Source organism: Halobacillus sp. Nhm2S1 (genome assembly GCF_019599545.1).
Lineage (GTDB): Bacteria > Bacillota > Bacilli > Bacillales > Halobacillaceae > Halobacillus.
The window spans coordinates 345,539-359,414 of sequence record NZ_JAIEZV010000001.1 but is presented as its reverse complement, the minus strand read 5'-3'; the positions used below and the strand labels follow the sequence as shown (position 1 = coordinate 359,414).

General features: G+C 43.7%; 10 protein-coding genes. All 10 read left to right on the top strand.

What is annotated here, in order from left to right; all coding sequences use genetic code 11:
• Positions 1-7 precede the first annotated feature (7 nt).
• Complete coding sequence (gene tsf, locus K2225_RS01815; RefSeq protein ID WP_220583225.1) at positions 8-892, top strand: translation elongation factor Ts; 885 nt, start codon at positions 8-10, stop codon at positions 890-892.
• Positions 893-1,004: 112 nt separating this feature from the next.
• Positions 1,005-1,727, top strand: a complete 723-nt coding sequence (pyrH, locus tag K2225_RS01810) for a UMP kinase (RefSeq protein WP_146816405.1) — start codon at positions 1,005-1,007, stop codon at positions 1,725-1,727.
• Between the two features lie 2 nt (positions 1,728-1,729).
• The gene (frr, locus tag K2225_RS01805) at positions 1,730-2,287 is read left to right on the top strand and encodes a ribosome recycling factor (RefSeq protein ID WP_089652385.1); all 558 of its coding nucleotides are present in this window, start codon (positions 1,730-1,732) and stop codon (positions 2,285-2,287) included.
• Positions 2,288-2,587: 300 nt separating this feature from the next.
• Positions 2,588-3,355 (top strand): undecaprenyl pyrophosphate synthase, encoded by a 768-nt coding sequence (locus tag K2225_RS01800; protein WP_220583224.1) that lies wholly within the window; start codon positions 2,588-2,590, stop codon positions 3,353-3,355.
• Positions 3,356-3,371: 16 nt separating this feature from the next.
• Positions 3,372-4,169: a phosphatidate cytidylyltransferase gene (locus K2225_RS01795; protein WP_220583223.1), complete on the top strand. Its 798-nt coding sequence runs from the start codon at positions 3,372-3,374 to the stop codon at positions 4,167-4,169.
• A 20-nt stretch (positions 4,170-4,189) separates the two neighbouring features.
• Positions 4,190-5,335 carry a 1-deoxy-D-xylulose-5-phosphate reductoisomerase gene (gene dxr / locus K2225_RS01790; protein ID WP_220583222.1) on the top strand — a complete coding sequence of 382 codons (1,146 nt, stop codon included), beginning with the start codon at positions 4,190-4,192 and terminating at the stop codon, positions 5,333-5,335.
• A gap of 114 nt (positions 5,336-5,449) precedes the next feature.
• On the top strand, positions 5,450-6,706 hold the full coding sequence (rseP, locus tag K2225_RS01785; protein WP_220583221.1) for an RIP metalloprotease RseP: 1,257 nt from the start codon (positions 5,450-5,452) through the stop codon (positions 6,704-6,706).
• A gap of 146 nt (positions 6,707-6,852) precedes the next feature.
• The gene (locus K2225_RS01780; protein WP_220583220.1) at positions 6,853-8,556 is read left to right on the top strand and encodes a proline--tRNA ligase; all 1,704 of its coding nucleotides are present in this window, start codon (positions 6,853-6,855) and stop codon (positions 8,554-8,556) included.
• Between the two features lie 91 nt (positions 8,557-8,647).
• Complete coding sequence (locus K2225_RS01775; RefSeq protein ID WP_220583219.1) at positions 8,648-12,940, top strand: PolC-type DNA polymerase III; 4,293 nt, start codon at positions 8,648-8,650, stop codon at positions 12,938-12,940.
• 462 nt (positions 12,941-13,402) lie between these two features.
• Complete coding sequence (rimP, locus tag K2225_RS01770) at positions 13,403-13,876, top strand: ribosome maturation factor RimP (protein WP_146816390.1); 474 nt, start codon at positions 13,403-13,405, stop codon at positions 13,874-13,876.

Sequence of the window (13,876 nt, the reverse complement as noted above, 5' to 3'; positions counted from 1 at the left end):
CTTTACAATGGCTGTAAACGCTAAAATGGTAAAAGAACTTCGTGAAAAAACGGGTGCTGGTATGATGGATTGTAAGAAAGCACTTACTGAAACTGATGGTGACATGGATAAAGCAATGGAATGGTTGCGTGAGAAGGGAATTTCCAAGGCAGCTAAAAAAGCTGATCGTATTGCTGCAGAAGGTTCTGCTGCAATTGAAATTTCCGGTAACACGGCTGTACTTTTCGAAGTAAACTGTGAAACAGACTTCGTTACGAAGAACGACCAGTTCAAAGACTTGCTAAAAGACCTTGGTCAGCACTTGCTTACTCAGAAGCCTGCAACAGTAGAAGAAGCACTAGAGCAGAAGCTTCACGGTGATGGAGAAGTACTTAGCAGCTATATCACAGAACGCGTAGCGAAAATCGGTGAGAAGATTTCCCTACGTCGTTTCGTAATTAAAGAAAAAACTGACAACGATGCATTCGGTGCTTACCTTCACATGGGCGGAAACATCGGTGTGTTGACTGTCCTTGAAGGCTCTACAGATGAGTCTGCAGCGAAAGACGTTGCGATGCACGTTGCCGCTGTAAACCCTCGTTACGTTTCCCGTGACGAAATTCCACAAGAAGAAGCAGATAAAGAGCGTGAAATGCTTAAAACTCAAGCGATGAATGAAGGCAAGCCTGAAAACATCGTTGAGAAAATGGTCGAAGGCCGTTTGAACAAGTTCTTCGAAGAAATCTGCCTTCTTGACCAAAGTTTCGTTAAAGATCCAGACCAGAAAGTAAAACAATTCGTAGCATCTACTGGTGGACAAATCACTGGTTTCGATCGCTTCGAAGTTGGAGAAGGTATGGAAAAACGCGAAGAAAACTTTGCTGATGAAGTTATGAACCAAGTTAAAAAATAATGATTATGAAACATAGGGGACACTGCCGGTGTTCCCTATTTTCAAACATGCTACATATTTGCAGATGTGCAAGAAAATGTAGAGGAATATAGTTATAACACGGGAGGTTACTATGACTACTGCTCGCTATCGTCGTATCGTATTAAAACTAAGTGGAGAGGCATTAAGTGGAGAAGCAGGGTTTGGATTAGAACCCAGCATTATCAAATCAGTCTCCCGTCAGGTCAAAGAAGTGGCTGAACTCGGTGTGGAAGTCGCTGTGGTCGTCGGAGGTGGAAACATCTGGCGTGGTAAAGTAGGAGCCGAGATGGGGATGGATCGTGCAAACGCTGATTATATGGGAATGCTGGCAACGGTCATGAACTCCCTCGCTCTTCAGGATAGTCTGGAAAACTTAGGGATTCCGACCCGTGTCCAAACTTCCATTGAAATGAGACAAGTTGCGGAACCTTATATCCGCAGAAAAGCGATCCGCCATTTAGAAAAGAAACGCGTCGTCATTTTTGCGGCTGGGACAGGGAATCCTTACTTCTCTACTGACACGACAGCTGCTTTAAGAGCCGCAGAAGTGGAAGCGGATGTGATTTTAATGGCGAAGAACAATGTAGACGGCGTGTACACGGATGATCCTAAAGTCAATGAAGATGCTGTGAAATACGATCAGCTCTCTTACATGGACGTATTAAATGAGGGTCTTGGTGTCATGGATTCTACAGCTTCATCATTATGTATGGACAACGATATCGATTTATTGGTATTCTCAATAACAGAGGACGGAAACATCAAGAAAGCCGTAATGGGCGAAAATATTGGAACAATTGTGAGGGGGAAATAATTATGTCTGATGCTGTAATTAATGAAACGAAGCAACAAATGGAACAAGCTACACAAGCTTTCTCTCGTCAGCTTGCAACGGTTCGCGCAGGTCGTGCGAATCCATCAATCCTTGATAACGTGTATGTGGATTATTATGGAGCGGCAACTCCACTTAATCAACTGGCACAAGTCTCTGCACCAGAACCACGCCTGCTTGTCATTACACCGTATGACAAGAGTGCGATTGCAGAAATTGAAAAAGCGATCCAAAAAGCGGATCTTGGCTTGTCTCCTTCTAGTGATGGCAATGTTGTAAGAATCAACATCCCTGCACTGACAGAAGAACGTCGTAAAGACCTTGCCAAAGTTGTAGGGAAGTATTCTGAAGAAGCGAAAGTACAAATCCGTAACATTCGTCGTGACTCCAACGACCGTCTGAAGAAGCTTGAAAAAGACGGTGAACTTACGGAAGATGATCTTCGTTCTTATCAAGATGACGTTCAAAAGGTTACAGACCAGCACGTTGAGAAAATTGATCAACTTGCAAAAACAAAAGAAGAGGAAATCATGGAAGTTTGATTCTCCAATTCTATATGCCTTAAGGTGTATCAAGCCGCGCTGTAGATGTTTGGCAGCGCGGCTTTTATTTTAGTTGAGCCGTATAAAACATTCGATTAAAAGGCGAAAATTCTTTTAAGGTGTCCTTCGGCTGAAGCTGTTAGGCACGCGCGATCCATTTCATACGTTTTGGAAGCTTACTGTGTCGTTATGTGCTCAGCTTAAGCCTCTGTTTTGTACACCCATGTTATAGGATTTCGGCATTTTTGTTGGATTTAGTATATAATAAATAGATGGAACAATTGGACTGGAGGATTGAACATGCCGATCAAGTTTCCATTCAAAAAAGATAAAAAGCATCCCCGCACCGAGCCATTAGGACTTGAAGAGAGCCATATTCCAAAACATGTTGCGATCATTATGGACGGAAATGGACGATGGGCGAAGAATAGAGGTATGCCTCGGATTGCCGGTCATAAAGAGGGCATGGGCGTCGTGAAGAGAATCGTTCGTTATGCTTCCGATGTCGGTGTGAAAGTTCTTACCCTTTATGCTTTTTCTACGGAAAATTGGAAACGCCCCAAAAATGAGGTAGACTTCCTCATGAAGCTTCCTGTCGATTTTTTAAGTACATATTTGCCTGAACTGATCGAGAGAAATGTCCAAGTCCGGACCATTGGTGATTTTGACGTTCTGCCTGCACACACTCAAAAAGCCGTCAAAGAAGCGATGGAAAAAACGAAGGACAACGATGGGCTGATCCTCAATTTTGCGCTAAACTATGGAAGCCGTTTTGAGATGGTGCATGCAGTCAAGCAAATTGCTTCTAAAGTACAACAAGGAGAATTGGACATATCAGAGATTGATGAATCCATGTTCTCTCAGGAATTGTACACGTCAGAGTTGATAGAACCTGATCTGCTTATCCGGACGAGTGGAGAACAAAGGTTGAGCAACTTCTTATTATGGCAACTGGCCTATGCTGAATTCTGGTTTACAGAAGTTTATTGGCCGGACTTTGATGAAAGTCATTTTGAAAAAGCTCTTTATGACTTCCAAAATCGTAAACGTCGTTTCGGCGGAGTATAAGGTGTGAAAAAGACTTATGAAACAAAGAACAATTACAGCCATCGTTGCAGCACTCATCTTTCTTCCAATCGTGATGTTGGGAGGATGGCCTTTTAAGGCTTTTGTGTACATCATTGCAAGCATCGCCCTACTTGAATTGGTTCGTATGAAAAAGATTGCCCGCTATTCGGTAGCCTCTGGACTTGGTTTGCTTCTGATGTGGGCTCTGATGTTTCCTTATGAGGTATTAGATGAAACCATTACTTCAGAGAACATCATTACAAAATCCGAAATCACGCTACTCGCGGTGCTTGTACTTCTAAGCTACACAGTTCTTGTCAAAAACCGCTTCACTTTTGATGATGCTGGATTTCTTTTACTATCAGCGATCTATATTGGAATGGGATTCAATTATCTAATGGAAACACGAGAGCAAGGGTTGGAATATATTTTCTTTGCACTATTTGTTGTTTGGGCGACAGACACAGGTGCCTACCTGTTTGGTCGTGCCTTAGGCAAACACAAACTTTGGCCACAGATCAGTCCCAAGAAAACAATTGAAGGATCCGTCGGAGGAATTATTCTCGCTTGTGTCGTTGCTCTAATTTTCCAGTTGGTATATCCTTTGGAGCATTCCTTGATCATCGTGTTACTCGTTACTGTCCTTGTATCCATTGCAGGTCAGATCGGGGATCTCGTAGAATCAGCATTCAAGAGACATTATGCGGTCAAAGATTCAGGGAAAATCCTGCCCGGGCACGGGGGAGTATTAGATCGGTTCGACAGTTTGATCTTTATTTTACCGATCCTGCATTTGATTAACTTTATTTCCTAGGAGAGAGGGGCCATGGAACAATGAAGCAAGTATCTTTACTTGGGGCAACGGGTTCAATTGGGATTCAAACTCTTGATGTTCTTCGACTGCACCCAGATCAATTTTCTTTATATGCCATGGGGTTTGGCAGAAACGTCGAAAAAGCTCTTCCTCTGATCCGAGAGTTCGATCCTTCTATGATCGTCGTTCAAGATGAAGAAACGAAGCGAAAACTGGAAAAAGAAGTCTCCCACGCACAGATTCTTTGTGGTGGAGAGGGTTTAATTGAAGCAAGTATAGCCGAACCTGTAGATGTAGTCGTGAATGCAGTTATGGGGAGCATAGGCTTGCCAGCTACTTTAAAAGCCATTCAATCAAAAAAACAAATTGCGATTGCCAACAAAGAAACACTCGTGACAGCCGGTCATCTAGTCATGGAAGAAGCTAAGAAACACAATGTCAACCTTCTCCCTGTAGACAGTGAGCATTCGGCTATCTTTCAGGCTTTGAACGGTGAACAGAGGAAAGACATCAATAAACTCATCATTACTGCATCTGGTGGAAGCTTCCGTGACCAAACAAGAGAAGAACTTGTCGGGGTCACAGTCGATGATGCGTTAAATCACCCGAATTGGAAGATGGGCGCAAAAATCACCATCGATTCTGCCTCGATGATGAACAAAGGGTTAGAAGTTATTGAGGCACATTGGCTTTTTGATGTACCTTATGACCAGATTCATGTTATTCTTCATAGAGAAAGTGTCATCCATTCTATGGTGGAATATGTCGATCGCAATGTGATTGCCCAGCTTGGAACACCGGATATGAAAGTACCCATCCAATACGCTTTGACTTATCCTGAGCGTAAGGAGCTTCCAATTACGAAAAACTTGAACTTGGAAGAGATCGCAACATTGAATTTTCAAAAGATGGACATGGATCGCTTTCCTTGTTTGAGAATGGCATTTGAGGCAGGAAAAGCAGGCGGCTCGATGCCGACGGTCCTGAATGCTGCCAACGAAGAGGCTGTCCAACAGTTTCTCGAAGGGAAAATATCTTTTCTTGATATTGAAAAATACATCGCTCAAGCTTTAGAAAAACATGACAGGATTCATAACCCTGACTTGTCTACCATAATTTCTATTGATAAGGAAACAAGGGAAAGAGTTCGTTTCCAAATAAACTAAAAGCTCTGGTGGTTTAAAAAGTTTATGCGACCGTCTAAATAATGATGGTTCACTTCCACTATAAACATCACATTCCATAGAATGACCCAGAGCAAAAAAAGGAAGGTGCTTCATTTGACTACAGTGGTTGCATTTATTCTTATGTTCGGACTTTTGGTGTTCGTGCATGAGTGGGGGCATCTCATTTTTGCCAAGCGAGCGGGAATGCTCGCAAGGGAATTTGCAATAGGATTTGGACCTAAGATTTTTGCATTCACTCGGAATGAAACTCTTTACACAATCCGTATTCTTCCCATCGGTGGCTATGTTCGAGTTGCAGGAGAAGATCCAGAAATCGTAGATTTGAAAGCTGGCCACCATATCGGCCTTGAATTCAATGATGCAGGAAAAGTAAATAAAATAATCGTAAACAATAAAGACAAGCACCCACATGCGCGTGTGATTGAGGTCGAACGCGCGGATTTAGATCACCGTCTTGTCATTGAAGGTTACGAAATTGATGAAGACGAAAAGCTCTTCTTTGAAGTCGATCCCAAGGCGATGTTCGTCATGGATGAAAAGGAAACACAAATTGCTCCTTATAATCGCCAATTTGCTTCAAAGTCTGTTCCGCAGCGTGCGATGCAGCTTTTCGCTGGTCCTATGATGAACTTCGTCTTGGCGATTGTCTTGTTCATGATTCTTGGTTTTATTCAAGGAGTTCCTACGAATGAAGCGAAGCTTGGAGATATCCAGGGGAACTCCCCGGCTTCTCAGGCTGGTCTACAGGCTGGTGATGAAGTCGTTGCAGTGGACGGAGAATCCGTCAGTACGTGGGAAGAGTTTACGACCATCATTCGAGCTCACCCTGATGAAGAAGTAACGTTGACAGTTAATCGTGAGGGAGGCACTCAACAGGTGAACGTCACGCCTGCCGCCGTCGAAAGTAGAGAGACGACCATCGGGCAAGTGGGTGTGTCCCGTGCTTTTGAGGAATCTTTCGCGAAGAAATTAACGTTCGGATTCACACAAACTTATGAGTGGTCAGCACTGATTTTAACGAATCTTGGTAAATTAGTGACAGGCCAATTTTCATTAGATATGCTTTCAGGACCTGTAGGAATATATGATGCGACAGACCAGGTTGTCCGCACAGGATTTACGAATTTTGTCATGTGGACATCCATCCTGAGTATTAACCTTGGAATTGTAAACCTGCTTCCACTTCCTGCTTTGGATGGAGGACGACTCTTATTCGTAGGCCTTGAAGGGCTGAGAGGGAAACCGATCGACCCTCAAAAAGAAGGGATTGTTCACTTCATCGGATTCGCTTTACTCATGTTATTGATGCTCGTCGTCACTTGGAACGATATCCAACGTTTATTCTTGTGATTGATTATAGCTGGAAGTCCTGAGGTGATCGGTGATTCCTAGGCTTCCGGCTTCTTTTATTATTAACGTCAAAAAGATAGGGAATCTTTGAGACTAGCGATTTCCTCCTTTTATAAATTTTGATTATATAGAACTGAGGTGCATTTATGAGACAAAGTCATATGTTAATACCTACCCTTAAAGAAAACCCTGCTGATGCTGAAATCAAGAGCCACCAGCTCCTCGTTCGTGCTGGTTACATACGCCAGATTGCATCCGGCATCTATAGCTTCCTGCCAATTGGCCGACGCGTGTTAAGTAAGGTTGAAAACATCGTCAGGGAAGAGATGGAAAAAATCGGTGCTCATGAAATGGCGATGCCTGCTCTTGAGCCCTCAGAGCTTTGGAAGGAAACGGGGCGTTGGACGACGTTCGGTTCGGAACTGATGCGTTTGAACGACCGCCACAACCGGGAGTTCGCCCTTGGTGCTACTCACGAAGAAGTCATCACAAGTCTTGTAAGACATGAGGTGAAAAGTTATAAGCAACTTCCTTTGACGGTTTTCCAAATTCAAAATAAATTCCGTGATGAAGCCCGTCCTCGCTTTGGTCTTTTACGAGGAAGAGAATTTTTAATGAAGGATGCCTATTCTTTTAATGAATCCTATGAAAGCCTTGACGAAACCTATAACAAAATGTTCGAAGCCTATTCGAACGTATTCAGACGCTGTGGGTTGAACTTCCGTGCTGTTATCGCAGACTCAGGCGCCATGGGCGGGAAAGATACCCATGAGTTCATGGTTTTATCTGAAGTAGGCGAAGATGTCATTGCCTATTCAGATACTTCCCGTTATGCAGCCAATATCGAAATGGCTCCGGTTGTCGCAACCTATGAGAAGTCCCAAGCGACTCCTCAAGCGTTGGAGAAAATCGAAACTCCGGGTCAAAAGACAATGAAGGATGTAGCCGAATTCCTTGGACACGATTTACAGGAAGGGATCAAGTCGATCCTTTTCCAAGTCGATGAAAAATTTGTGCTTGCTCTTACTCGTGGAGATCATGAAGTGAATGATGTTAAATTGAAAAACCTTTATGATGCTGATATGGTTGAACTTGCTTCAGAAGAAGACACGAAACGACTGCTAGGTTCAGGATTTGGTTCTCTTGGCCCAATTGGTGTTCCTGAAGAAGTGGAAGTAGTTGCTGATTATGCCGTAGAAGCCATGGTGAACGTATCTTGTGGAGCTAACGAAGAAGGATGGCACTTCAAGAATGCAACACCTGAGAGAGACTTTGAGGTCAAGTCTTATGCTGACTTGCGGTTTATTGAAGAAGGAGATCCCTCACCGGATGGAGAGGGAATCATCAAGTTCGCCCGAGGGATTGAGGTTGGACATGTCTTCAAGCTGGGTGAATTTTATTCCGAACGGATGAATGCCACATTCCTTAATGATCAAGGAAAAGCGAAGACGATGATCATGGGGTCCTACGGTATCGGCGTGTCGCGTACGCTTGCAGCAATCGTAGAACAATACCACGATGAAAGAGGGATTACGTGGCCGAAGAATATCGCCCCTTATCAAGTCCATTTGCTTTCATTGAATCCTAAAAAAGATGAACAGAAAGAATTGGCAGATCAAATCTATGACATGCTGCTTGATGCAGGGATCGAAGTCTTATATGATGATCGTAAAGAACGTGCCGGCGTGAAATTTGCTGACAGCGACCTTTTCGGTGTACCTGTAAGAATCACGGTAGGAAAGCGTGCTGGTGAAGGCGTTGTGGAAGTGAAGGAACGTGCAACAGGCGATCAGGATGAGTTAGAAACTAGTGAAGTTTTAGAATATATTAAGAACTGGTACAAAGCCTAATATTTTTTATGGAAAACTATACCCTTGCTAAAGGAAAGAGCAAGGGTTTTTCCATGTCAGGTATTGGGTTAGGAAAGAGGAGGAATCCCGTTTGAGTGTGAGCAACAAGGAAAAAATGCACTATTTGCTGGAACAGATTCAGTTCCCGCATGATCTAATAGAGCCTCACTTTAAAGACAGCAGCATGCAGAAGCTGGTGGTTTACCGCGAACAGAAATTGTGGCATTTTCATTTTCATATGCCAAAACCGCTTCCACCATCTGTCTACGATTTATTTACAAGCAAACTTGTAGCCACTTTCCGCTCCATTGCAGAAGTAACGTGGACAATTGAGACCTCAGAAAAAGAGCTTGCAATGAATGATGTGCTTGAATACTGGCAGAGCTTCATTAAAACCTTAACGAATTTAACACCAAGCTACAAAGATTTATTGATGGAGCAGCAGCCTGAAGTGAACGGGAATAAGGTTATGTTAACTTGTAGGAACTTAGCTGAGAGTCATGCCATTCAAAAAAAATTGGAAGAACCATTAAAAAGCTTTTGTCTCAAGTGCGGCCTTCCTTCTTTCATGCTTTCAACACGAGTGAAAGAAGAAACGGAACAAATCAAACGTTTCCAGGAAGAACGTCAAAAAGAAGACAAAATACTAGTTCAGCAAGCGGTGAAAGAACAAGAGGAAAGAACCAAAGATAAAGACGACTCCAAACCAAAAGGGCCCCTTGAAATTGGGTACAAGATTCAAGATGATATCATCCCGATGGAGGAAATCCAGGAAGAAGAGAAAAAGATTGCTGTCCAGGGCTATATCTTCGATGTCGAAATTAAAGAGCTTCGTTCCGGACGTCATCTGTTACTCTTGAAAGTGACAGATTACACGGATTCTTTCTCCATAAAGATGTTCTCACGAGGAGACGACCATGCTGAACTATTTAAACACGTGAAAGAGGGCATGTGGATTAAAGCGCGAGGTGGAATTCAGACAGATAATTTCACGAACGAATTGACGATGATGGCTAACGATATCAATGAAGTTAAGCCAAAATTGAGAGAAGATAATGCACCAGAGGGTGAGAAAAGGATTGAACTGCACGCCCATACCACGATGAGTGCCATGGATGCACCTGTCTCCCCATCACGTTTGATCAAACAAGCGGCAGATTGGGGTCACGAAGCGATCGCCATCACAGACCATGCTGTCGTTCAAGCCTATCCCGATGCCCATGCGGCAGGACAGAAAAATGGTGTGAAAATCATTTATGGTGTAGAAGCGAACTTGGTGGATGATGGTGTTCCCATTGCTTATGAAGAACAAGATCGTGAGCTTGAGGATGCGGTATATGTAGTCTTTGACGTGGAGACCACTGGTCTTTCTGCTGTTTACGATAAAATTATTGAACTCGCTGCCGTCAAAGTGCAGGGGGGCGAAATTATCGATCGATTTGAATCCTTCGCAAACCCCCATCAAGCTTTGTCACAAACAACGATTGACCTCACTGGAATTACAGATGACATGGTCAAGGATGCTCCTGAGATTGAGCAAGTACTCAAAGATTTCCACGAATGGACAGGAGAGGACATCCTTGTCGCTCACAACGCCAGTTTCGACATGGGCTTTTTGAATGCCGGTTACCAGAATATTGGACTGGAAAAGTCTACGAATCCGGTCATCGACACGTTAGAGCTCGCTCGTTTTCTAGTTCCAGAGTTAAAGAACCACCGGTTGAATACCCTATGTAAAAAATTCGACATCGAATTGACACAGCACCACCGGGCCATCTATGACGCCGAAGCCACAGGCTATCTGCTTTGGAAACTCTTAAAACGTGCAATGGAGAAAGGAATTACGAACCATAAAAATCTCAACGATTACATGGGAGAAGGGAAAGCGTACCAACGTTCCCGACCTTCTCACTGCACGCTGCTTGCAACAAACAGTACAGGGCTGAAAAACATTTATCGGCTTGTCTCAGAAGCGCACGTGAATTACTTTTATCGTGTTCCGCGTGTCCCTCGTTCCCTTTTAGCCAAAAACAGAGAGGGAATCCTTGTAGGATCCGGTTGTGACAAGGGCGAAGTCTTTGAAACGATGATGCAGAAATCTGAGGAAGAGGCAGAGAAAGTGGCTGAGTTTTATGATTACATTGAAATCCAGCCACCGGGAAATTATTATCACTTGCTTGAAAAGGACCTAGTCCAGACGGAAGCGCAAATCCTCGATATTTTGAAAAGGCTTGTCGCTATGGCGGAAAGAATGGGAAAAACAGTGGTTGCCACTGGTAACACTCACTACGTAGAGCCTCATGAAAAGCAGTACCGTCAAATTCTCATTTCATCCCAAAATGGGAACCCGCTCAACAGACAGACACTGCCGGAGGTCCACTTTAAAACGACGGATGAAATGATTGATGAGCTTGGTTTCTTAGGAAAAGACAAAGCGACAGAATTAGTCGTAACGAACACTCATAAAATTTCTGAACAGATTGGTGAAGTGTCTCCAGTTAAAGATGATTTATATACGCCCAACATCGAAGGGGCGGACCAGGAAATCCGTGAAATGTCCTATAACAAAGCACGTAGCATTTACGGTGAGCCTATCCCTGATTTGATCGTCAAACGTTTGGAAAAAGAACTCGATAGTATCATCGGAAATGGATTTGCGGTCATCTATCTCATCTCCCAGAAACTTGTAACCAAATCGTTAGAAGACGGGTACCTGGTTGGATCCCGTGGTTCCGTCGGTTCATCCTTTGTTGCTACGATGACAGATATTACTGAGGTAAACCCTCTTCCACCACATTACGTGTGTCCTTCATGTCAATATAATGAATTTTTCACAGATGGATCGGTCGGAAGCGGGTTTGATCTTGAAGAAAAAGCCTGCCCGGAATGCGGTACATCACTGACCAAGGATGGTCAAGACATTCCATTTGAAACGTTCCTAGGCTTTAAAGGGGACAAGGTTCCGGATATCGACTTGAACTTCTCAGGAGAATATCAGCCTCATGCACACAATTATACGAAAGAGTTGTTCGGAGAGGACAGTGTGTTCCGTGCCGGCACGATCGGTACGATAGCTGAAAAGACCGCTTATGGCTATGTAAAAGGGTACGCCGGAGACCATCAGCTTCTTTATAAGAATGCTGAAATCGATCGTCTCGTACAAGGGTGTACAGGTGTGAAAAGGACAAGCGGACAGCACCCTGGAGGGATTATCGTTGTCCCTGATGACATGGAGATCTATGATTTCTCACCGATCCAGTTTCCCGCGGATGATACGAAATCAGAGTGGAAGACGACCCACTTCGATTTCCACTCCATACACGACAACCTTTTGAAACTGGATATACTCGGACACGATGACCCGACCGTCATCCGTATGCTCCAGGACCTAAGTGGGATCGATCAAAAGGAGATCCCCGTGGATGATCCTGAAGTCATGAAAATCTTCAGCGGACCTGAAGCACTCGGAGTGACGGCGGATCAGATCATGTGTAAAACAGGTACCCTTGGTGTCCCCGAGTTTGGTACAAGGTTTGTCAGGCAGATGCTCGAAGATACAAAGCCGAAAACATTTGCAGAACTCGTCATCATCTCAGGCTTGTCCCACGGAACTGACGTGTGGCTTGGAAATGCTGAACAGCTGATCAATGATGGGATCTGTACGCTTCCGGAAGTAATCGGGTGCCGTGACGATATCATGGTATATCTCATGCATAAAGGTCTCGATCCTTCTCTTGCCTTTAAGATCATGGAATTCGTTCGTAAAGGGAGAGGCCTTCAAGATGAGTGGATCGAAGAAATGAAAAAACATGGCGTACCGGACTGGTATATTGATTCTTGTAAGAAGATCAAATACATGTTCCCGAAAGCACACGCAGCAGCTTATGTATTGATGGCTGTTAGAATTGCATATTTCAAAGTCCACTATCCGATCTATTTTTATGCTGCTTACTTTACTGTCAGGGCGAGTGACTTTGAACTCGAAACGATGATGAAAGGATCTGAAGCGATCCGCAAGCGCATGAAAGAGATTCAGGAAAAAGGTTTCGACGCCACACCAAAAGAAAAGAGTTTGATGACTGTTCTTGAACTATCCCTTGAAATGTGTGAAAGAGGATATGGATTTAAAAACGTGGACCTGTACCGTTCCAGTGCCACGGACTTCCTTGTTGAAGGCAACGAGTTAATTCCTCCGTTTAATGCGGTTGACGGATTAGGAACAAACGCAGCCATTAATATCGTCAATGCAAGAGAAGAAGGCGAATTCTTATCCAAACAGGATTTGAGAGAACGCAGCCGTATTTCCAAGACTGTTCTCGAGTATCTGGATAACTTCGGATGCTTAGAGGGCATGCCGGATGAAAACCAACTGTCCCTTTTCTAATGTCTCTGCTCCACGACAGGGGACAATGCCGTTTCATTGTTTAAGGCTACGACAGCATAGTTGAAGACTTAATGTCGAGACTTTTATTTAGTGAATGGGGGCTGTGGGGAATAGCTCGCTTTCCGCGGGCCCCTACACGAGGTGGGGAGGAAAAGCTGTTGATTTCTTCCTTTGTTGCATAGAATACGCATCTATGATATATTTTTTATGGTGAGAAGAGTGATACGAACGACGAAAGAGTGGGGCAACCCACTCTTTCGTCATATTCTAGCCTCTTGCTTGTGGAGAAACTTCGATGCATGAGGGGTTTTTAAGTACCCGCGAGACGAACCGCTATGATCTATGTCATAGCGGTTTCTCATGGTACTTGCAGTTCTAATCCCTGTTACTTAATGAAATGAGCGAATACATCCCATAATAATAAGTACTAACCATTACATTGTGTTCGAAGGAGGGAAGAGCATGAGCAATCATGTTACATCCGTTACAGAACGTCTTGTCCAGCCGATCCTTGAGGATATGAACCTCGAACTTGTAGATATTGAATACAAGAAAGAAGGTCAGAACTGGTACCTTCGCGTCTTCATCGATAAAGAAGGCGGTGTGGACATCGAAGAATGCGGACAAGTATCTGAACAACTGAGTGAAAAATTAGATGAAGAAGATCCCATTGAAATCCCGTATTTCCTTGAAGTTGCATCACCTGGGGCGGAACGTCCTTTGAAGACAGAAGCAGACTTTGAAAAGTTTGTTGGTGAATATGTGTATATGAAACTATACGAACCGATTGATGGGGAGAAGGAGTTTGAAGGGACCCTCAAGTCTTTTGAAAATTCCGTAGCAACCGTAGAAATTCGTATTAAGACACGTAAGAAACAACTGGAAGTACCATATCAAAAAATAGCTAAAGCCAATTTAGCTGTTACGTTTAATTAA